This window comes from Mesorhizobium monacense, from assembly GCF_056781675.1.
The window spans coordinates 3,128,436-3,146,871 of record NZ_CM165567.1 but is presented as its reverse complement, the minus strand read 5'-3'; the positions used below and the strand labels follow the sequence as shown (position 1 = coordinate 3,146,871).

General features: G+C 63.5%; 24 protein-coding genes. 16 read left to right on the top strand and 8 right to left on the bottom strand.

Annotation, left to right across the window (positions count from 1 at the left end):
• The first annotated feature begins 106 nt into the window (after positions 1-106).
• Positions 107-733, top strand: coding sequence for an LmrA/YxaF family transcription factor (locus AC1RUK_RS15160; RefSeq protein WP_481834976.1), 627 nt, complete (start codon positions 107-109; stop codon positions 731-733).
• Between the two features lie 25 nt (positions 734-758).
• Here AC1RUK_RS15160 and AC1RUK_RS15155 read toward each other — a convergent pair whose 3' ends face one another.
• Complete coding sequence (locus AC1RUK_RS15155) at positions 759-1,352, bottom strand: hypothetical protein (protein ID WP_481834977.1); 594 nt, start codon at positions 1,350-1,352, stop codon at positions 759-761.
• 136 nt (positions 1,353-1,488) lie between these two features.
• Here AC1RUK_RS15155 and AC1RUK_RS15150 point away from each other — a divergent pair, with 136 nt between their 5' ends.
• From AC1RUK_RS15150 to AC1RUK_RS15110, 9 genes are all read left to right on the top strand, one after another.
• The gene (locus AC1RUK_RS15150; protein ID WP_481834978.1) at positions 1,489-2,622 is read left to right on the top strand and encodes a metallophosphoesterase; all 1,134 of its coding nucleotides are present in this window, start codon (positions 1,489-1,491) and stop codon (positions 2,620-2,622) included.
• 109 nt (positions 2,623-2,731) lie between these two features.
• Positions 2,732-3,406, top strand: coding sequence for a glutathione S-transferase family protein (locus AC1RUK_RS15145; RefSeq protein ID WP_481834979.1), 675 nt, complete (start codon positions 2,732-2,734; stop codon positions 3,404-3,406).
• Positions 3,407-3,511: 105 nt separating this feature from the next.
• Positions 3,512-3,832, top strand: a complete 321-nt coding sequence (locus AC1RUK_RS15140) for an ArsR/SmtB family transcription factor (RefSeq protein ID WP_006203028.1) — start codon at positions 3,512-3,514, stop codon at positions 3,830-3,832.
• Positions 3,829-4,611 (top strand): SRPBCC domain-containing protein, encoded by a 783-nt coding sequence (locus AC1RUK_RS15135; protein WP_481834980.1) that lies wholly within the window; start codon positions 3,829-3,831, stop codon positions 4,609-4,611. The genes AC1RUK_RS15140 and AC1RUK_RS15135 overlap by 4 nt, the downstream gene beginning before the upstream one ends.
• A gap of 418 nt (positions 4,612-5,029) precedes the next feature.
• Positions 5,030-5,239 (top strand): cold-shock protein, encoded by a 210-nt coding sequence (locus AC1RUK_RS15130; protein ID WP_006203031.1) that lies wholly within the window; start codon positions 5,030-5,032, stop codon positions 5,237-5,239.
• A gap of 176 nt (positions 5,240-5,415) precedes the next feature.
• A complete protein-coding gene (locus tag AC1RUK_RS15125; RefSeq protein ID WP_120016079.1) occupies positions 5,416-5,643 on the top strand; it encodes a hypothetical protein in 228 nt (75 codons plus the stop codon).
• Positions 5,643-6,050: a hypothetical protein gene (locus AC1RUK_RS15120; RefSeq protein ID WP_436174351.1), complete on the top strand. Its 408-nt coding sequence runs from the start codon at positions 5,643-5,645 to the stop codon at positions 6,048-6,050. Before AC1RUK_RS15125 ends, AC1RUK_RS15120 begins: the two co-directional genes overlap by 1 nt.
• Before the next feature lies 1 nt (position 6,051).
• Positions 6,052-6,210: a hypothetical protein gene (locus AC1RUK_RS15115; RefSeq protein ID WP_436174352.1), complete on the top strand. Its 159-nt coding sequence runs from the start codon at positions 6,052-6,054 to the stop codon at positions 6,208-6,210.
• Positions 6,211-6,214: 4 nt separating this feature from the next.
• Positions 6,215-6,598, top strand: a complete 384-nt coding sequence (locus tag AC1RUK_RS15110; RefSeq protein WP_436174353.1) for a YkgJ family cysteine cluster protein — start codon at positions 6,215-6,217, stop codon at positions 6,596-6,598.
• A gap of 186 nt (positions 6,599-6,784) precedes the next feature.
• Here AC1RUK_RS15110 and AC1RUK_RS15105 read toward each other — a convergent pair whose 3' ends face one another.
• On the bottom strand, positions 6,785-7,003 hold the full coding sequence (locus tag AC1RUK_RS15105; RefSeq protein WP_481834981.1) for a hypothetical protein: 219 nt from the start codon (positions 7,001-7,003) through the stop codon (positions 6,785-6,787).
• A 271-nt stretch (positions 7,004-7,274) separates the two neighbouring features.
• Here AC1RUK_RS15105 and AC1RUK_RS15100 point away from each other — a divergent pair, with 271 nt between their 5' ends.
• The 3 genes from AC1RUK_RS15100 (at position 7,275) to AC1RUK_RS15090 (ending at position 10,249) form a co-directional block, all read left to right on the top strand.
• The gene (locus AC1RUK_RS15100; protein ID WP_481834982.1) at positions 7,275-8,711 is read left to right on the top strand and encodes a winged helix-turn-helix domain-containing tetratricopeptide repeat protein; all 1,437 of its coding nucleotides are present in this window, start codon (positions 7,275-7,277) and stop codon (positions 8,709-8,711) included.
• A 489-nt stretch (positions 8,712-9,200) separates the two neighbouring features.
• Complete coding sequence (locus AC1RUK_RS15095; protein WP_481840289.1) at positions 9,201-9,401, top strand: DUF1059 domain-containing protein; 201 nt, start codon at positions 9,201-9,203, stop codon at positions 9,399-9,401.
• 236 nt (positions 9,402-9,637) lie between these two features.
• Positions 9,638-10,249, top strand: coding sequence for a LysE family translocator (locus tag AC1RUK_RS15090; protein ID WP_481834983.1), 612 nt, complete (start codon positions 9,638-9,640; stop codon positions 10,247-10,249).
• Between the two features lie 12 nt (positions 10,250-10,261).
• Here AC1RUK_RS15090 and AC1RUK_RS15085 read toward each other — a convergent pair whose 3' ends face one another.
• A complete protein-coding gene (locus AC1RUK_RS15085; RefSeq protein ID WP_481834984.1) occupies positions 10,262-10,648 on the bottom strand; it encodes a nuclear transport factor 2 family protein in 387 nt (128 codons plus the stop codon).
• A gap of 16 nt (positions 10,649-10,664) precedes the next feature.
• Positions 10,665-11,111, bottom strand: coding sequence for an OsmC family protein (locus tag AC1RUK_RS15080; RefSeq protein WP_481834985.1), 447 nt, complete (start codon positions 11,109-11,111; stop codon positions 10,665-10,667).
• A gap of 151 nt (positions 11,112-11,262) precedes the next feature.
• Between AC1RUK_RS15080 and AC1RUK_RS15075 the strand changes: the two genes are divergently transcribed.
• Positions 11,263-11,871: a TetR/AcrR family transcriptional regulator gene (locus AC1RUK_RS15075; RefSeq protein ID WP_481834986.1), complete on the top strand. Its 609-nt coding sequence runs from the start codon at positions 11,263-11,265 to the stop codon at positions 11,869-11,871.
• Between the two features lie 493 nt (positions 11,872-12,364).
• On the opposite strand, the gene groL is transcribed toward AC1RUK_RS15075, so the two are convergent.
• The 3 genes from groL to AC1RUK_RS15060 all read right to left on the bottom strand — a co-directional run bounded on the left by groL (position 12,365) and on the right by AC1RUK_RS15060 (position 15,498).
• Positions 12,365-14,020 (bottom strand): chaperonin GroEL, encoded by a 1,656-nt coding sequence (groL, locus tag AC1RUK_RS15070; protein WP_006203047.1) that lies wholly within the window; start codon positions 14,018-14,020, stop codon positions 12,365-12,367.
• Between the two features lie 62 nt (positions 14,021-14,082).
• Positions 14,083-14,379: a co-chaperone GroES gene (groES, locus tag AC1RUK_RS15065; RefSeq protein ID WP_006203049.1), complete on the bottom strand. Its 297-nt coding sequence runs from the start codon at positions 14,377-14,379 to the stop codon at positions 14,083-14,085.
• 339 nt (positions 14,380-14,718) lie between these two features.
• Positions 14,719-15,498 (bottom strand): SDR family NAD(P)-dependent oxidoreductase, encoded by a 780-nt coding sequence (locus tag AC1RUK_RS15060; protein WP_481834987.1) that lies wholly within the window; start codon positions 15,496-15,498, stop codon positions 14,719-14,721.
• Positions 15,499-15,591: 93 nt separating this feature from the next.
• On the opposite strand from AC1RUK_RS15060, the gene AC1RUK_RS15055 reads away from it, so the two are divergent.
• The gene (locus AC1RUK_RS15055; RefSeq protein ID WP_481834988.1) at positions 15,592-16,488 is read left to right on the top strand and encodes a LysR family transcriptional regulator; all 897 of its coding nucleotides are present in this window, start codon (positions 15,592-15,594) and stop codon (positions 16,486-16,488) included.
• Between the two features lie 6 nt (positions 16,489-16,494).
• Here the strand turns inward: AC1RUK_RS15055 and AC1RUK_RS15050 are convergent, their stop codons facing one another.
• Entirely contained in the window at positions 16,495-17,121 is a 627-nt protein-coding gene (locus AC1RUK_RS15050) for a TetR/AcrR family transcriptional regulator (RefSeq protein WP_481834989.1), read from the bottom strand.
• Between the two features lie 129 nt (positions 17,122-17,250).
• On the opposite strand from AC1RUK_RS15050, the gene AC1RUK_RS15045 reads away from it, so the two are divergent.
• Positions 17,251-18,435 (top strand): MFS transporter, encoded by a 1,185-nt coding sequence (locus tag AC1RUK_RS15045; protein ID WP_481834990.1) that lies wholly within the window; start codon positions 17,251-17,253, stop codon positions 18,433-18,435.
• Position 18,436: the final 1 nt, after the last annotated feature.

Sequence of the window (18,436 nt, the reverse complement as noted above, 5' to 3'; positions counted from 1 at the left end):
GACCGGTTGTCCTGTTTTGTCAATCTGCTATCGTTTGAAAATGTCGGCAGAGATTTCCGCTCGCCCAAGATCACGGTCTAGCAAACGCACCAACGACCCCGAAGGCATGCGCAAACGCGTGCTCGATGTCGCCGAAGCGTCGTTTCAGGAGCGCGGCTATCAGGCTTCCAGCATCGGCGACCTGATGGCGGCGGCCGGCGTCACCGGCGGCGCGCTGCATCACCATTTCCCGACCAAGAAGGCACTGGCCCTGGCGGTGATCGAGGAGCGGGTCGCCGCCGCTGTCGGAGAGACCTGGATCGCGCCGGTGCAGGCGGCGGGCTCGGCCCGCGAGGGCATACGCGCCGTGTTCGAGGCGGTGGCGGCCGAACTCGAGCAGCAGGGCTTCGTGCGCGGCTGCCCGCTCAACAATCTGGCGCATGAGCTTTCGCTTGCCGATCCGGATTTCCGCGCTGCCCTTGCCGGCATCTTTGCCGCTTGGCGCCAGGCGATCGCCGACAGGATCAGGGCCGACCAGCAAACGGGCAGGGAAGAGGGCACCGACCCGGATCGCTTCGCGGCGCTCGCGGTCGCCGCTTATTCCGGCGCCATGTCGATGGCCAAGGCAGCGCAGGATGTCGGCCCACTGCGCGATTGCCTTGAGGCGCTACAGGGGGCTGCGCCGTCGTCATCGCAGAGCCGACTGGCGGTGAAGCGACGCCGCAGGGTGCTGCTGCGGCCGGTTAAGCCCTAAAGCCGGAGGGGCAGAAGGAGCCGCTCTAATTCGCCAGCGGTTTGATAGCCTTGTAACCGTTCACCGATTCCGTGCTGGTGCCTTCGTCGTAGCGCCGGGCGAGAGCTGCCTGCAGATCGGGTGCGTAGAGCGCAGTGAACGCATCCAGTGTCTCGCCGGCCCCATTCTTGAAGGTCTCTTTGACCGCCAGTACGCTGTATTTGCAGTCGCCCAGGCTGAACGTCTCCTTGCCCTTGACGACCAAAGTCAGCGTCTTGGTGCTCTTCGGCTGCTTGTTCGGCGATAGCTCGACGAATTCGATCGTGCTCTTTGCGCCCGTCTTCAGCGGAAACAGTTTTCGCAGATCGGAAAACGGGATTATCGCCAGCCGACCGGTATCGCTGTCGCGAAACACCTCGATCAAGCCGCCGAACAGGAACTGTGTCTGCGGCGATTCGGATTCGTATTTGTTGACGACGGAAACCATGCCGCCGGCCACTGGGCGAAACTCGCTGTGGATGCCGGGCTTTTCCAGCGCGAAACCGGCCTTGGCGGATTTCGCGTCGATGCAATCGGCAGCATGGGCAACACCCGCCGGCAGCAACGCGGCCAGCATCATGACGATCGGTGCAGCTTTCATGGCGTCCTCCTCTGCTCGCGCAAGTTGAAGGGGCAAGACATGCCAGACCTGCGGCAACATGTCGATGGATGGTTTGGACGAGAAGTGTTGCCGGAGAACTGGACGGCCGGGCGCCGGCTGTGCTGAATTTCGGCGCATGATGAATCGCCTTCCGCCCCGCCTGCTGTCCCGGCGCAACTTTTTGGCGCAGGCGCTGGGGGTTGCTGCCGCTGGTGCCCTTGCGCGTCCGGCGCTCGGCCAGACCGGGCAGCGTATCCAGCCCATCGACGCCACCTTCCTGTTCATCGCCGACGTCCATGCCTGCCGCATGGCGAGTGGCCTCAGCCCCAACTGCCAGCAGGAAGGCAAGACCGACGCCGCCTTGCTGCGCAACGTTGCTGCGCTGAACGGCATTGGTGACAAGGATTGGCCGACCGAGATCGACGGCGTCGCCACCGGCCTGCGCTCGGCCGGCAGCCGCATCGGCACGCCGCTCGGTCTCGTCGTCGGTGGCGACATCACCGACGACGGCGGCGGCCAGATCACCGAGCCCAGCGAAGGCACGCAGCTTCTGCAGTTCAGCCAGCGCTACCAGCAAGGGATCGGCCCCGACCGCGTCCACATGCCCGTCTATGTCGGGCTCGGCAATCACGACCTCGACCAGAACGGGCCGCCGCATCATGTCGACTGGTACCGCCGCGAGATGCGCGACTATGTCGAGGCCAATCACCGCCCCGGCGTGTTCTTCAAGCCGCCGGTGCCGGCCACCGAATATGATGTCGACACAGACTGCTACTCTTGGGATTGGGGCGGCCTGCATCTCGTCCAGACCCATCGTTTCGCCGGCGATACGGGCCACGGCGCCATCTCCAGCCTGCCGTGGCTGAAGCAGGATCTGGCGACCTATGCCGGCGACGGCCGCCCGGTCATCCTGTTTCAGCACTATGGCTGGGATACTTTTTCGACCGAGAAATGGGATCCGGCCAGGCGTACCTATGACGATGACGGCATCGGCGCGCCGCACTGGTGGAGCGAGGCCGACCGCCAGGCGCTGCTGTCGGCGCTGAAAGGCTACAATGTCATCGCCGTCTTCCATGGCCACCAGCACGAGGTGCCGATGATCTACCAGCGCGACGGTCTCGACCTCATCAAGCCCAAGGCCGCCTATATGGGCGGCTTCGCGCTGGTGCGAGTGACCAGTGGCGGCATGGATGCCGTGCTGGGCGAGGCGGCCGGCGACCATGGCGAAGTGATGTTCACCAACGCCTTTTCGAAGAGCCTGAGCTTCTGAGGCGCTGACGGCGGCCGTGGTCGTTTTTTCGGGATCGGCCCGGCTTCTCCGGGGCTAAACAGGCAAGCTAGGGTGCGCCTCTATTTGTGCGGGCTCCGCGGGAGAAACCATGGCTGAATTCACGCTCTTCATCGGCAACAAATGCTTTTCGTCCTGGTCGCTCCGGCCCTGGGTGGCGATGCGGCATCTGGAGATCCCGTTCGAGGAGGGTTTTGTGCGCCTGCGCACGCCGGAAACCGCCGCCAGCCTGGCCAAGGTGTCGCCGACCGGCCTGGTACCGGTCCTGAATCACAAGCCGTTGAAGGGAGGTGGCAGGATCGTCTGGGAAACCCTTGCCATCCTTGAGTATCTGGCCGACCTCTTCCCGGAGAAAAAACTCTGGCCCGATGATATCGGCGCCCGCGCGCTGGCCCGGTCCGTGGCGACCGAGATGCATTCCGGCTTTCGCGAGGTTCGCTATGGCTGGCCGATGAATTTGCGCCGGCCCAAGGGCCACAAATCGCTCGACGCCGAGGGCGAGCTGCAGCGGGCACGCATCGAGGCGATCTGGCGGCAGTGCCGCTCCGAACATGGCAAGGGCGGCCCGTTCCTGTTCGGCCACTTCACCGCGGCCGATGCGATGTACGCACCCATCGTCGCCCGCTTCGACACCTATGGCGGCGAGCTGGCGCCCGATACGCGCGCTTATGTCGACGCCGTGCTGGCGACCCCGGCGATGCGGCACTGGTACGCGGAAGCGGCCAAGGAAACATGGCCGGAGCCAGGTCCCCACGAACAGGACTGACCAACAGAACATCGCCGCAGCAGGAGCACTGATCCCCATCCCGCTGCGGAGTTGTTGACGAGCACTCGCGATCGGCATAAATACGTAACCAAATGGATACGCATTATGCCGCAGGCTGATCCCGATCGTTCCGTTTTCCGCGCCATCGCCGATCCGACGCGCCGCGCCATCCTCGACCGCTTGCGGCAAGGGCCGGCGCCGGTCAACGAACTGGCCTCGGCCTTTTCGCAGAGCCGGCCGGCGATCTCCAAGCACCTCAGGATCCTGCGCGAATTGCGCGTCGTCTCCGAGCAGAAGCATGGCCGCGAGCGGCTCTACAGGCTGGAGCCGGCGGAACTGAAGGACGTCGCCGACTGGATTCTGCCCTATCGCGATTTCTGGCAGGCAAGCCTCGGCAATCTGAAATCCTATCTGGAGAACGAATGATGGCCAGCAACGACAGAGCGCGTGCGATCGCCGACGTCTCGGTGGGCACCATCCTTGCCACGGTGACGATTGCGGTGCCGCCCGAGCGTGTGTTTCGGGCGCTTACCGCCGAGGACCAGATCCCGCTCTGGTGGGGCTCGGACGCGCTTTACCGGACGACGAAACACACTGCCGACGTCAGGCCGGGTGGCGCCTGGTACTCGGAAGGCAAGGGCGCCGATGGCAATGAATTTCATGTCCAGGGCGAATATCTCGAGGTCGAGCCGCCGCATCGTCTGGTGATGACCTGGAAGGCGCCGTGGGACGGCGACAATGTCACCACCGTCACCTACACGCTTGAAGCCGTCGAGACTGGAACGCGGCTGACGCTGCGCCACGAGGGCTTTGGCGCGCGCCATGACTCCTGCCGCGATCACGGCTCCGGCTGGGAGCGTGTGCTCGGCTGGCTGGGCGCGTTCCTTGCCGGCGAGGCGGGCAGCAAGCCGCCAAGCGTGTTCCACTGCCGGCTGATCCCGCCGCGCCCGGATTTCGCCTTTACCCTGACGCACGAGGAGCGGGCGCTGATGGACCGGCATGCCGACTATCTGCGCGGCAAGCTGGAGGAGGGCACCATGATGCTGGCTGGTCCGGTCGCCGACCCGGCCGGCCCCTGGGGACTCGCCATCCTGCGCGTCGGCACCGAGGCCGAGGCAAGGGCGTTGACCGATGCCGACCCGACCGTGCGTTCGGGGCAGGGCTTTCGCTATGAGATCCTGCCGCTGATGTCAGCGATAATGTGACGTCGCACGGCAATGTGAAGGCCCAAAATACATGAACGCCCCTCGCGCCTTTTATCGCGCGGGAGGCGTCCTTTTTTGCCAGCCTTTCCAAGATTGCTCTTATGAACTGCTGACCGTATCAAAATGCGTGAGGGCCAGGATGGTTCCCACCTTCTTGCGATTTTTTTTAGCCGGCGCTCGGGCCTTGACTTCGGATTGCGACCGACCGACGACCTTGCGGCTGCCGTCACCAGAACAAGAAATTTGACATGGCGGCAAAAGAAGTCTACTAGAAGTTCGTCGATATTTGTTTGCCCGACTTTTGTTATCCGCGCGCCAAGCGCGCCTTTGACGAACTTCCTCCCATCAAAAATCGAGACAAACGCTGTTGTGCATTCGCATGACGGTGAACGAATATTTGCCATGGAAAGGGTTCGTTATGAGCACTGGCACAGTAAAATGGTTCAACGCCACCAAGGGCTTTGGCTTTATTCAGCCTGACGACGGTTCGGCCGACGTTTTCGTCCATGTTTCGGCCGTCGAGCGTGCCGGAATGCGCACCATCGTCGAAGGCCAGAAGCTTGGCTACGAGATGGTTCGTGACAACAAGTCGGGCAAGATGTCCGCCGATCAGCTCAAGGCTGCGTAAAAACGGAATTCAGCCTTCCCGGTGACCACGGATGTACTGGCATCGGTAGATGGCGAGAGGAGGGTCAGGCGCATGCCTGACCTTTTTCGTTTCTGGCAGTTAATTGTGCGCCGCAGGTCCCTTGGTATGTGCTAAAGCACGCGCCAAGGTGGATCCCCCGAACCAGGAAGAAGAAGATGTCCCTTACTCCGAAGGCATCCGGCGACGAGGCCGAGCAGCTTTTCAGCAAGACCCGGACGCAGTCGATGTCACTCAATCGCATCATCTCCGAACGGGATGCAGTCAGCGAGGCCCGGGAGGCCAAGACCGCGCGGCTGCGCGAACTGCGCCTGGAAAAGGAGGCCGACGACAGGGCGGCTGCCCTCGTTCTGGCCGCCATGCCGAAGCGGGCGGGCAAGCGCTGATGGCCACTAAGCGCGTGCCGCCAACGCCGATCGCCGGCGACGCGACCATTGCCGACATGGTCGAACTCCTCGACAAGCCGGTCGAATTTGTCCGGCGCGTGCTGGAAAAGCTGGAACGCTGCAAGCGCGCCCATGGCGATGCCCAGGTGCGCGTCGGTGTGCGTGGCCGCGCCGAAGCCCCGAACTATCTGATCGAATATGTGCGCGAGGACAGCAAGACGCGCGAACGGGTGACTTATCAGGACGCAGCCTATAGCGGCAGCACGCATCGCGAATTGGCGCCGCATCACATCGAGGAGGCCAGGAACTGGTCGCCCGAGGAAATGAACATCACGGCGGTTTCGGCGCTGATCGGCCGCCTGCGCAATCCGCGCGCGCCGTCATCGCGTTTCTCTGACGAGGACTGACATGGCCATAAAATTTTCCGCCAAGGACCAGCCGGCAGCGCCGGCCGCCACCGCCAAGCCGGCCAAGCCGGCTGCAGCGCCGAAGACCGACGAACCGGTCGCAACCGATCTGTTCAAATCGCCAGCGGATGCGCCCCGGAAGACGGCCAAGAAGAAATAGCGTCTTGCCGCACGACACCGACCGCAATCCCGTCGCGCCGGGCCTGCTTGCCCTGGCGGCTGCCGCGGGCTTTGCCGCGGCCGAGGAAGGGACCGGTCCGGCCCTGTTCGACTGCCAGGCCTGCGGCGCCTGCTGTTCCTATTCGGCAGAATGGCCGCGCTTTTCCACCGAGGACGACGCGCAGCTCGACCGCATCCCGCAGAAATTCGTCGCGACCGACGAATCCGGCATGCGCTGCGACGGCGTGCGCTGTTCTGCTCTGTCCGGCGAGGTCGGCAAGCATACTGCTTGCGGCATCTATGACGTCCGCCCCGATGTCTGCCGCGCCTGCATGCCCGGCGGCGACGATTGCCTGATGGCGCGCAAGGCGCACGGGCTGCCGCTGTAACTGCCGATCTCCCCCCAATGCCCAATGTGGGGGCTGAGGAGTGGTACGCGTAGCGGACGGAAAGCCTTTTGCTTGGCTTTCGAATGACGATGGCCCGGCAGGCCAGAGCGCGGCGCTGTCCCGCCAGGCTATGAACCAGTATCCAAGACGCGCTAGAGCAAGTTTCGAACCCTCAAATAGAGCAGCTCACCAGGTGGGATCCCGACCTTCGAGATCATCGTCCGGGACGACCTGCGGCTGGCGACGGAGACTGGTGTAGGGGGCCACGTAGGTCATGTTGAGCGCATCAGCCACCAAACCGGATATGGCGGCAAGCGATGCGCCGATTTCGAACCTCGGGAAGCTTAGCCGTGGCAGGTCAAGGCGGCGGATGGTGATCGGGGCGGCGGTGGAGATGTCGGTCATGGTGTCCTCCTGCGACGGTGAGAATGACACCGCTTCCCACTCAGGTCCTTGGCTCGGACCTGAATAGTCCTGAACAGCCCTGAAGTTCGCCTTCAGGACCGTCTTGGGTTATCCTAGCCCCCGAGGGAAGGGTTCTTGGCAAATGGACTTGGAGTTCGGGAACTATCGCCTGAAACGCGCCGAACGGCTGCTGCTTGGGCCCAAGGGGCCGATGGTGCTTTCGGCGCGATCCTTCGACATCCTCGCCATGTTGCTGGAGAGGCCGGACGAGGTGATCGGCAAGACCGAACTCTTCGATGCGGTCTGGCCCGGCCTGGTGGTGGAGGAGAACACGCTGCAGGTCCACATTTCGGCGCTGCGAAAACTGCTGCCCGCCGAGATGATCGTAACCGTGCATGGTCGCGGCTATAAATATGCCGGCCCCAAGCCCTTCGTGGCTGCCACAGAAGCTCCGGCGCCGCCCAGACCCTCCATAGCCGTTCTTCCCTTCGACAACATGAGCGGCGACCCGGAGCAGGACATTTTCTGCGAAGGATTGGCGCTCAACATCGTCGCCAGCCTGGGGCGCTTTCACGAGTTGTTCGTCATCGACAGGCTTTCGACTCTGGCCTACCGGAACCGGCCGGTGACATCGGCTGAGGCCGCGCGTGAACTTTCGGTCCGCTATATTCTGGAGGGAAGTGTTCAGAAAGCTGGGGATCGCATCCGCGTCTCGGTCCAACTTGTCGACGGAGCCGAGAGCCGGCAGCTTTGGAGCGAGACCTACGACCGGCAACTGACGGATATCTTCTCGGTCCAGGACGAAATCACCGGGACGATCATCGGCACGCTTGCGTCCGGCTATGGCGGCAGGCTCGGCAAGGCCTGGCGTGACCGAAGCAAGTCCGCCGGACTCGAGAGTTTCGTCGCCCTGGACCATCTCCAGCGCGCCATTGATGCGTGCCGTCTCACCAAGGAAGGAGAGAGCCTTGCCAGGGAGCATCTGACCAGGGCAATCGAATGTGATCCGAGACTTGCCAAGGCCTATAGCAAAATGGCATTGAGTCACACGGTTGACGCCTGTTGCGGCTGGGCCGATGACTATGACGTCTCGATGGAGCTGGCCCGCCGATGGGCAGTGGAGGCGATTGCCTGCGACGACGGCGATTCCTGGTCCTATTGGGCTTTCGCTAACTATCATTTGTATACATTGAATCATGGCGCGGCACTTGAGGCCTTCCGGAAGGCCCTCGAATGCAATCCCAACGACGCCGACGTGACGACCGACTACGCTCTTTGCCTGAGCTATGCGGGCAGGGCGGAAGAGGCCATCGAGCACGCACGAAAGGCCATGCGCCTCAATCCGTTTCACTACGAATGGTACACTTCCCAACTGGGCCAGATCTATTTCGATGCCCGCCAATATGACAAGGCCATCGCCGCCTTCGCCAGCCTACGTTCGCTAGATAGCGCCATCATGCGTATCTATCAGGCCGCCAGCTTCGCTGCCGCCGGGAACCTGCAGCAGGCCCAGAAATCGGTGAAACGCGCTCTCGAACTCGATGCCGGCGCCACGCTGGAACAATGGACCGATCCGAAGCTCGCGCCCTATGGTGATGCCGCTTACCTTGAGCATTTTCGCAAGAATCTCCGCAAGGCCGGCCTGCCGGAGGGGGCCGCGCACATAACGAAAAACCCTCCCTCGCCGTTCTACCCTTCGACAACATGAGCGGCGACCCGGAGCAGACTATTTCAGTGACGGGATTACCGAAGACATCATCGGCGAGCTTGGGAAGTTCAGGGAGTTTCTGGTCATTGCGCGGAGGCGCGATTAGCGTGCCGCTCAGCGAACTGGAAGCGCGACTCTCCGAATTCGATCTCAACCGCGAGGTCGTGGCCTACTGCAGCGGGGCCATTGCGTTATGTCATTCGAGCCGCGGCCCTGCTGCGTGCGCAAGGATTAAGGCCTTCCGGAGTGGCGAGCTCCTGGATATCCGGTTGAAGGATCTGCCCGACAGTTGGGCTAAGGCTTTCGAGCAAGCAGCAAGACGGGTTCCCGCTGCGGCCGCAGCACTTCAGTGACTAGCCCCGCCTGCTCCAGAGCTGCAAGAACATCGCCGTGGGGTGCCGGATCCCGCAGTGGCCCGGGTGGTGGGTCAGTTTGAAATCTAGTTGACAAAGATTGCCGTCACTCGCCTGCATGAGGGGTTTCTAAAAAATGGAGGCAGTGATGGCTTACACGTATCGGTGCAGGGACTTTCCGGGGATGGAGGCTTGTCCCGCGAGCTTCACGGCAGAGCGCGCGTCAGAGGTCATGAAACACGCCGAGCTTCACGCCGAAGTTGCCCACGGCGAGGACCCAAAGCAATGGTCGAAAGAGGACCGGGACCAAGTCCAGAAGCTGATCGCCGCTAGTTAGGCTCGCTTCCTGTAGGAACCGCGCATGTTGGCCCCGACGGCCAGAAGTCCGAGCATAAACGCAGCGACCTTCGCCCATGGCCCGTCGCGTCATTTCGCTGCGCAGCGAAATTTGGTCGCTATCGGGGCATAGCGGACTCTGGCAAGCCTGCCTCCGCCTTCGCTCATCGCCCCGGCTTGTGCCCCGGCCCCTTGCTGGATACCTTGCCGGCGGGCCGGGTGCCGGAGGAGCAAGTCGTGAGCATCGAATTCCTGTTGACGTCGCTGATCGTCGTGGCCTCGCCCGGCACCGGCGTTCTCTACACGCTGAGTGCCGGCCTGTCGCGCGGCGCGCGTGCCTCGATCATCGCCGCCTTCGGCTGCACGCTGGGCATCATCCCGCATATGGCCGCGGCCATCACCGGACTGGCGGCGCTGCTGCACACCAGCGCCGTCGCCTTCGAGACGCTGAAATATCTCGGCGTCGCCTATCTGCTTTACATGGCCTGGAACACGCTGAAGGAGAAGGGCGGCCTGAGCGTCGACCAGGACGTCGCGCCGCGCTCGGCCGGCAAGGTGATCACCTCCGGCATCCTGGTCAACATCCTCAACCCGAAACTGTCGATCTTCTTCTTCGCCTTCCTGCCGCAATTCGTCAGCACCACCGAACCGCACGCGCTGTCGAAGATGCTGGAACTGTCGAGCGTCTTCATGCTGCTCACCTTCGTCGTCTTCGTCGGCTATGGCATCTTCGCCGCCTCGATCCGCAGCCACGTCGTGTCGCGGCCGAGGGTGCTGACCTGGATGCGCCGCACCTTCGCCGGCGCCTTCGTCATGCTCGGCGCCAAGCTGGCGCTGGCGGACCGGTAGCGCCCCTCGGCGCTACCCCTTGACGTAGCCCATCGCCTCGACGATCCGCCCGCCGTCTACACGCATCAAATTGACGCCGCGCAGCGAATTGCCGTCGGCCATGAAGTAGCGCCAGCGGATCGTCGCCCGCTCGCCGGCGACGAAGGTCTCCTCGATCTCGAAGCGGGTGCCTGGCTGGGTGGCGATCGCCGACCACAGCCCGACGCACGCCGCCTTGCCGGCATGGCGCGCGCCGTCCGGCGCCGGCACCGTGTTTTCGATCACGCAATCCTCGGCCACCAGTTCGGCAAGCGGCATCGGATCATGCCGTTGGAACACGTCGTTGAAGCGCCGCATGATCTCGGCCGTCTGGCGGGACAAATCTTTCGCGGCGATGTCCATGATAAGCTCCTGTGTCATCGTCATTCTCCTGGTTTCATCGGTCATCGACGGCGTCGACGAGCACGGCCTTGAGGGTGATGTTGGCCACGCCGGCAAGCGCGCGCGAGACCAGGCAACTCGCCTTGGCGGACTGCGCAAGCCGCTCGAATTCCTCTGCCCCGAGTTCCGCGACCTCCGCCTGCGTTTCGAGTTCGATGCGGGTGATCGTCGGTCCGGCCGCGGTCGCGCCGAGATGCACTTTCGCCGTGGTGCGGATGTTCCGGGGGACGTGGCCGTGCTGGCCGAGGATGGCGGTCAGGGCCATCGAGAAGCAGCCGGCATGGGCCGCCGCGATCAGTTCTTCCGGATTGGTGCCCGGACCGTTGTCGAAACGCGACGGGAAGGAGTAGGCGCCTTCGAAGACGCCGCTGCCCAGCCGAAGCCGGCCCGAACCTTCCTTCAGCGCACCTTGCCACTCGGCCGAAGCCTCACGAATTGTCATTGGGTTCCTCCATGGGTTCGATGGGTGTTGGAACGGGTATCGACAGCTTTCTATCAGCCTACATAATATGTAGACCGATCTACATATTATGTAGACCGATTGTCATATTGCCGGCAAGGCCTATAATGGCTCTCTCCTGACAGAGGCTGACATGGCGAACGACACCCGCACCCGCATGATCGAGGCGACGGCGCTGCTGATTGGGCAGCGCGGCTATCACGGCACCTCGCTCAACGACATATTGAGCGCCAGCGGCGCACCGCGCGGTTCGCTGTATTTCCATTTTCCGGGCGGCAAGGACCAACTGGTCATCGAGGTGACGCGCGACAGCGTCGCCAAGGTGACCGAAAGGTTGGGCGAGGACCTTGCCGCCGAAACGAACCCGGCGGTGGCCGTCCACCACATCTACCAGTCGGTTGCCCGCATGCTGGAGGACAATGAATTCACGCTCGGCTGCCCGATCGCGCCCGTGGTGCTGGATTCACCGGCGAACGTGCCGGAACTGGCCGAACTGTGCCGCTCGGCCTTCGAGCAGTGGATCGGCCTGCTGCGACAGGCCTTCGTCAGGGCAGGGGTGCCCGAACGCCGTGCACATGCCTTGGCGCTGCTGGTCGAATCCTCGCTGGAAGGGCTGATGGTGATTGCGCGCGCCACCCGTGATCGCGCCCCGCTGCTGGCCGTGGCCGACGAAGTCGCGGCGCTGGTCGAGTCGGCCGTGCTGGCCGGCGAAGTGCGGCAACGCGCGGAGATAGCCGTCTGAGGCGCGAGTCCAGGGCGTCGGTTTCCCGACCGGAATTTTGTTGGCAAATTGCCTGGGAAAGGTCAGCTGCGAAAGGTGGCTGCGGCTAAAGGCCGACATCTGTTGGGTTTTTGGCCAGGTGCGCATGGTCGCGCGCTCAGAGCCGGTCGGTGCAGCAGAGCCAATGGGCCATGAAAAAGGGCGGCATTGCTGCCGCCCTTTTCGTATCTGAAGGCTGATAGGCGCTGGATTAGAAGTCCATGCCGCCACTCAAGCCCGCTTGCGGGCTTGAGCATTCTTGGTTGATGGGCGTGCTTTATGGAGTTCCCATTGCGAATGATCTTGTCCGAAAAGTCTGCAACTTTTCGGGATCATTCGGCAATTAGAAGTCCATGCCGCCACTCAAGCCCGCTTGCGGGCTTGAGTAACTTGGATTCATGGGCGTGCTTTATGGAGTTCCCATTGCGAATGATCTTGTCCGAAAAGTCTGCAACTTTTCGGGATCATTCGGCAATTAGAAATCCATGCCGCCCATGCCGCCCATGCCGCCGCCGCCCATGCCGCCAGGCATGCCGCCGCCAGCCGACTCCTTCTTCGGAGCCTCGGCGATCATGGCTTCGGTGGTGACGAGCAGGCCGGCGACCGAGGCCGCGTCCTGCAGAGCCGTGCGCACGACCTTGACCGGATCGACGATACCCATGGCGATCATGTCGCCATATTCGCCGGTCTGGGCGTTGTAGCCGAAGGTCGCGCCCTTGTTGTCGAGGATCTTGCCGGCAACGATCGAAGCTTCCGCACCGGCGTTGGCCGCGATCTGGCGGGCCGGAGCCTGCAGCGCGCGACGCACGATGTTGATGCCGGCGGCCTGGTCGGAGTTGGCGCCGGTGGCCTTGAGGTTGGCCGAAGCGCGCAGCAGGGCCACGCCACCGCCAGCGACAATGCCTTCTTCCACGGCCGCGCGGGTCGCGTTGAGGGCGTCATCGACGCGGTCCTTCTTTTCCTTGACTTCGACTTCCGTCGCACCGCCGACGCGGATCACCGCAACGCCGCCCGCCAGCTTGGCGAGACGCTCCTGCAGCTTCTCCTTGTCGTAGTCCGAGGTGGTCTCCTCGATCTGCTGCTTGATCTGGGCAACGCGGCCCTGGATCTCGGCCTTCTTGCCGGCGCCGTCGACGATGGTGGTGTTCTCCTTGGAGATCGACACCTTCTTGGCGCGGCCGAGCATGTTGAGGCCGACGTTCTCGAGCTTGATGCCGAGGTCTTCGGAGATGACCTGGCCACCGGTCAGGATGGCGATGTCTTCCAGCATGGCCTTGCGGCGATCACCGAAGCCCGGCGCCTTGACGGCGGCGATCTTCAGGCCGCCACGCAGCTTGTTGACGACCAGCGTGGCCAGGGCCTCGCCTTCGACGTCTTCCGAGATGATGAGCAGCGGCTTCGAAGTCTGCACGACGGCCTCGAGGACCGGCAGCATGGCCTGCAGGTTGGAGAGCTTCTTCTCGTGGAGCAGGATGTAGGCGTCCTCGAGATCGGCAACCATCTTGTCGGCGTTGGTGACGAAGTAGGGCGACAGGTAGCCGCGGTCGAACTGCATGCCTTCGACGACTTCGAGTTCGGTCTCGGCGGTCTTGGCTTCCTCGACCGTGATGACGCCCTCGTTGCCGACCTTCTGCATCGCTTCCGCGATCATGGCGCCGACCGACTCGTCGCCATTGGCCGAGATCGTGCCGACCTGGGCGACTTCCTCGGAGGTCTTGATCTTCTTGGCGGCCTTACCGAGCGCCACGACGACTTCGGTCACGGCCAGATCGATACCGCGCTTCAGGTCCATCGGGTTCATGCCGGCGGCAACCGCCTTGTGGCCTTCCTGGACGATCGACTGCGCCAGAACCGTCGCGGTCGTGGTGCCGTCGCCGGCGATGTCGTTGGTCTTCGAAGCAACTTCGCGGACCATCTGCGCGCCCATGTTCTCGAACTTGTCTTCAAGCTCGATTTCCTTGGCGACGGTGACGCCGTCCTTGGTGATGCGCGGGGCGCCGAACGACTTGTCGATGACGACGTTGCGGCCCTTGGGGCCGAGCGTGACCTTCACCGCGTCGGCGAGGATGTTGACGCCGCGCAGCATGCGCTCACGGGCGTCGCGGGAGAATTTTACTTCTTTGGCAGCCATGTTTAGCTCCTGGCAGGGGCTTTGATCGAGCCCGCAGATTTAGATGACGGTGAGGCCGATATTCAGCCGATGATGCCCATGATGTCGGATTCCTTCATGATCAGAAGGTCTTCGCCATTGAGCTTGACTTCGGTGCCCGACCACTTGCCGAACAGGATGCGGTCGCCAGCCTTGACGTCCAGGGGGACGAGCTTGCCGGCTTCGTCGCGGGCGCCGGAACCGACGGCGATGATCTCGCCTTCCTGCGGCTTTTCCTTCGCCGTATCCGGGATGATGATCCCGCCGGCGGTCTTGGATTCGGATTCAACCCGGCGAACGACCACGCGGTCATGAAGCGGGCGGAACTTCGACTTTGCCATTTTTTCTTCCTCGAATGAGAACGGTGAGAACTGTTCCTCCGTCCGGCGAAGCCGGACAAACCAATGCTGCCCGGCGAAGCCGGACAACCAATGCAGCCCGGTGATGCCGGACTTGGTTAGCACTCACCAATGGCGAGTGCTAACGTGCCGGTGAAATAGGCTGCTGGTCTGTCGGAGTCAAGGCGCGCCGAGCCACCTGGTCGCGCGAAATTTTGTTTTTCGCGATCGCCCGTTCATGGAACGCGATGATCGCCGCCGGTATCGGCCGCGAAATGCATCCGCTGCGCCGGGTGGGAGCTGTGAAACACGGCGCAGCGGGAAAGTCGAGACGCTTGGAGGCTAGATGTTCATGCCGCCCGACACCTCGATGCGTTGGGCGTTGACCCAGCGGCTGTCGTCCGACAGCAGCGAGGCGATCATCGGGCCGATATCGTCGGGCACGCCGGCGCGGCCGAGCGCGGTGACGCCTGCCACCATGCGGTTGATGTCGGCGTCGTCGCGCACATGGCCGCCATTGAAGTCGGTCGCGATCGCGCCGGGTGCCACCGTGTTGGCGGTGATGCGGCGGGAGCCGAGTTCCTTGGCCAGATAGCGCGTAAACACCTCGATGCCGCCCTTCATCATCGCATAGGCCGCCGAGCCCGGGACCGAGAAGCGCGCCAGTCCGCTCGAAATATTGATGATGCGGCCGTCATCGGCGATCAGCGGCAGCAGCGCCTGGGTCAGGAAGAACACGCCCTTGAGGTGGATGTTCATCAGCGTGTCGAATTCCTCTTCGGTCGTCTCGGCGATGGTCTTGCGCAGGCCGGTACCGGCATTGTTGACGAGGAAGTCGAACTGGTCGCGCTGCCAGGTCTCGCTGAGCGTCCGCTTCAATGCCTCGACGAAGGCCGGGAAGGTCGCGACCGCGCCCGTATCGAGTTGCAGCGCCGCGGCGCGGCCGCCCGCCGCCTCGATCTCCGCGATGGCCGCCTGGGCCTCGTCCGCGCGGGACCGGTAGGTAATCACCAGGTCGACGCCCCTGCGGGTGAGGCTGAGCGCGGTGTTGCGTCCCAATCCACGGCTGCCGCCGGTGATCAGGGCTATCGGGCGATTGGTCTTGGTCATGGTCGTCTCCATCGATTTGCGATGGCCTCTATTTATTCTCCCGCCTGGCGGATATAATCAGGCAAAAATTGCCTTCTCTATTCAGGAAAGACGAACAATCGGAACATGGACAGGCTCGACAGCATGCGCCTCTTCGCCCGCGTCGTGGAGCGGCGCAGTTTCACTGCGGCCGCCGCCGATCTCGGACTGCCGCGCTCCAGCGCCACCTCCGCGATCAAGCAGCTCGAGGAACGGCTGGGCGCGCAACTCCTGCGGCGGACCACCCGCCACGTCACGACGACACTCGACGGCGAGGCCTATTATCAGCGCTGCACCGGCATCCTGGCCGACATCGAGGATGCCGAAGGCAGCTTTGCCGCCAATGAGGTTCGCGGGCGGTTGCGCATCGACGTCAACGGCCACATGGCGCGCACCTTCATCCTGCCGGAACTGCCGGCGCTGCTCGCCCGCCATCCGGGTCTGAGCGTGCACATAGGCGAGGGGGACCGGCTGGTCGACCTCGTGCGCGAAGGTGTCGACTGCGTCATCCGCGCCGGCGTGCTTCCCGACAGCGACATGATCGTGCGCCGGCTGGGCACGGCGCGCGAAATCACCGTCGCCAGCCCTGCCTATCTCGAGCGCCACGGCCTGCCGCGCTCTCTCGACGATCTTGCCGGGCATATGATGATCGGCTTCGTCTCCTCGCGCACCGGACAGGTGATGCCGCTGGAGTTCATGGTCGACGGCAAGGTCCGCGAGATCGTCCTGCCGTCGCTGGTCACCGTGGCCAATTCCGACACCAGCGCCACTCTGGTACGGCTCGGCTTCGGCCTCTACCAGGCACCGCGGCTTCGTTTTACCGATGATCTTGCCGCCGGCCGGCTGGTCGAGCTGCTGGGCGACTATCCGCCGACCGCGACGCCGATCTCGGTGCTCTATCCACGCAGCCGGCAACTGTCGCCGCGGGTGCGGGTGTTCGTCGACTGGCTGGTCGACATCTTGGCGCCGAAGCTGGATCCCTGAGGTCGATTAAAGAAACAACCGCAGCTGCGCGTGAATAATCGACCTGTAGTCATCGATCGTCCGTCGGCCTTCTTCCTCGTCCTGCGTCAGCGCAAGCCGCACCACCCCGCCGGCAAGCTGGAAGATCAGGAAGACCACGCGGGCGAACTGCTCGCGCCGCTCCGGATCGATGAGCGGGCCGACATGCTCGCAGAACGTGCTCGCCTGCTGTCTTGTCTCGGCGATGTCGAGATTCTGCAGCGCCTTGTCGGCCTGGATCGCGTTCTGCAGATCCTGAATGGCCGGGTCTTCGGCAACGCGCTCATAATAGTCGTCGAGCAGGCGATCAGCCGCTGCCGTCACGTCGTCCAGGCCACGGATTTCAGCGATGATCGCGCCGAAGCGGGTGCGGCTGACCTCGGAGAAGCGCTCATAGAGCATCGCCAGGATCGCCGATTTGTTGGGAAAATAGTGATAGACGGTGGCGATCGGCCCGCCGGCCAGCGCGCCCACTTCCTTCATCGTGACGGCGTCGATGCCCTTCTCGCCGATCAGCCGCATGGTCGTCGACAGGATCGCGTCGATGCGCTCGCGGCTGCGCTCCTGCTTGGGTCTGCGCCGCGGCTCGGTCGCCAATCGCCTTGCTTCCGTCATGCGTCGGATCTCTCGCCAGAAAGTCCAAATTCCCGGTTGACAATAAATATGATCAAGTATCAGTTTCCAGAATTGCTGACAGATTGTCAGTTTTTTCGCCGTGCGGCAAGGACGTTGGGGGAGGCGCCTTTGGCATCGAATGCCGGACATCAGGGGAATGGCGATTGGCTGGTTGGCAATCCGACCGGCGCCGAGCTTGCCTCGGCCCTGTGGATCGGTTCGGTTGGCCTGCTCATCCTCGGCCTGCAGCCGGTGCTCCTCGGCGCCCTCTACACCGAGGGCCATGTCAGCGGCGACGAACTTGCTTTGGTCGCGACGGCGGAGATGATCGCCATTGCCGTCGGCTCAGGCGTCGTGGCGATGCTGCTTGCAGCCCGCAACATGCGCTGGAAAAGTGCTGTCCTGCTGATCCTGCTTGCGCTGGCCAATTGGTGGACGGCCTATGCCGCCTCCGCGAATACGCTGATCGCCGCACGCGCCATGGCCGGGCTCGCCGAGGGCGGCCTGGTCGCGATCGCCACCGAGCTCATCGCCCGCTCGCGGCGGGCCGAGCGCATCGGCGGCTATTTCGTCACCATCCAGACGCTGATGCAATGCGCGTTGGCGCTGGTGCTCGCCCTCTATGTGATTCCGGCAGCCGGGTCGGCCGGCGGCTTCATTGCGCTCGCCTTGGTTTGCCTGGCGTCCCTGGTGGTCGCCTGGAAGGTGCCGGGCAACTATGCCGACCTGCCCAAGGAAGAGAACCTGGCCAATGTGCTGACGCTCCCTTCGATGAGCGCGCTGTTGTCGGTCTTCTGCTACTTCATGTTCTTCGGCGCGGTCTGGGCTTTTCTGGAGCCGCTTGGCGTGCAGTACGGCATCGACGGGCGCACCGTCGGCCTGATCGTCTCGGCCAGCCTCGCGGTTCAGGTTCTGGGCGCGATGACGGCGACCGTGTTCGAGGCGCGCATCGATTATCGCCACGCCATCGCGGCGATCGGTACTGTCGCGCTTGTCAGTTCCCTGGTTCTCGCCGGCGGACCGGGCCTGACGACATTCTGGGTCTCAGCCTTGGTCATGGGTTTTATCCTCTTATTCATCGTGCCCTACCAGATCCGGCTGGCCATCACCGCTGACGAGACGCGCACCGCCGTGCTGCTGGTGCCGGCCGCCCAGCTCTTCGGCCTGGCCATCGGCCCGATCGCGGCATCGCTGCTCATCGACGGCAAGGACTTCCGGCCGGTGCCGGAATTCGCCGCCGCCAGCGCGCTTGCCAGCGTTATGCTGCTCGGCCTGTTCATCCTCGTGTCGCGGCGGCGCCGCGCCGTCGCCTAAG

Excerpts from the sequence above, each read along its gene's own strand:
- AC1RUK_RS15160 (WP_481834976.1), top strand. The coding sequence starts at position 107 with ATGCGCAAACGCGTGCTCGATGTCGCCGAAGCGTCGTTTCAGGAGCGC.
- AC1RUK_RS15155 (WP_481834977.1), bottom strand. The coding sequence starts at position 1,352 with ATGAAAGCTGCACCGATCGTCATGATGCTGGCCGCGTTGCTGCCGGCG.
- AC1RUK_RS15150 (WP_481834978.1), top strand. The coding sequence starts at position 1,489 with ATGATGAATCGCCTTCCGCCCCGCCTGCTGTCCCGGCGCAACTTTTTG.
- AC1RUK_RS15145 (WP_481834979.1), top strand. The coding sequence starts at position 2,732 with ATGGCTGAATTCACGCTCTTCATCGGCAACAAATGCTTTTCGTCCTGG.
- AC1RUK_RS15140 (WP_006203028.1), top strand. The coding sequence starts at position 3,512 with ATGCCGCAGGCTGATCCCGATCGTTCCGTTTTCCGCGCCATCGCCGAT.
- AC1RUK_RS15135 (WP_481834980.1), top strand. The coding sequence starts at position 3,829 with ATGATGGCCAGCAACGACAGAGCGCGTGCGATCGCCGACGTCTCGGTG.
- AC1RUK_RS15130 (WP_006203031.1), top strand. The coding sequence starts at position 5,030 with ATGAGCACTGGCACAGTAAAATGGTTCAACGCCACCAAGGGCTTTGGC.
- AC1RUK_RS15125 (WP_120016079.1), top strand. The coding sequence starts at position 5,416 with ATGTCCCTTACTCCGAAGGCATCCGGCGACGAGGCCGAGCAGCTTTTC.
- AC1RUK_RS15120 (WP_436174351.1), top strand. The coding sequence starts at position 5,643 with ATGGCCACTAAGCGCGTGCCGCCAACGCCGATCGCCGGCGACGCGACC.
- AC1RUK_RS15115 (WP_436174352.1), top strand. The coding sequence starts at position 6,052 with ATGGCCATAAAATTTTCCGCCAAGGACCAGCCGGCAGCGCCGGCCGCC.
- AC1RUK_RS15105 (WP_481834981.1), bottom strand. The coding sequence starts at position 7,003 with ATGACCGACATCTCCACCGCCGCCCCGATCACCATCCGCCGCCTTGAC.
- AC1RUK_RS15095 (WP_481840289.1), top strand. The coding sequence starts at position 9,201 with ATGGAGGCAGTGATGGCTTACACGTATCGGTGCAGGGACTTTCCGGGG.
- AC1RUK_RS15085 (WP_481834984.1), bottom strand. The coding sequence starts at position 10,648 with ATGACACAGGAGCTTATCATGGACATCGCCGCGAAAGATTTGTCCCGC.
- AC1RUK_RS15080 (WP_481834985.1), bottom strand. The coding sequence starts at position 11,111 with ATGACAATTCGTGAGGCTTCGGCCGAGTGGCAAGGTGCGCTGAAGGAA.
- AC1RUK_RS15075 (WP_481834986.1), top strand. The coding sequence starts at position 11,263 with ATGGCGAACGACACCCGCACCCGCATGATCGAGGCGACGGCGCTGCTG.
- groL (WP_006203047.1), bottom strand. The coding sequence starts at position 14,020 with ATGGCTGCCAAAGAAGTAAAATTCTCCCGCGACGCCCGTGAGCGCATG.
- groES (WP_006203049.1), bottom strand. The coding sequence starts at position 14,379 with ATGGCAAAGTCGAAGTTCCGCCCGCTTCATGACCGCGTGGTCGTTCGC.
- AC1RUK_RS15060 (WP_481834987.1), bottom strand. The coding sequence starts at position 15,498 with ATGGAGACGACCATGACCAAGACCAATCGCCCGATAGCCCTGATCACC.
- AC1RUK_RS15055 (WP_481834988.1), top strand. The coding sequence starts at position 15,592 with ATGGACAGGCTCGACAGCATGCGCCTCTTCGCCCGCGTCGTGGAGCGG.
- AC1RUK_RS15050 (WP_481834989.1), bottom strand. The coding sequence starts at position 17,121 with ATGACGGAAGCAAGGCGATTGGCGACCGAGCCGCGGCGCAGACCCAAG.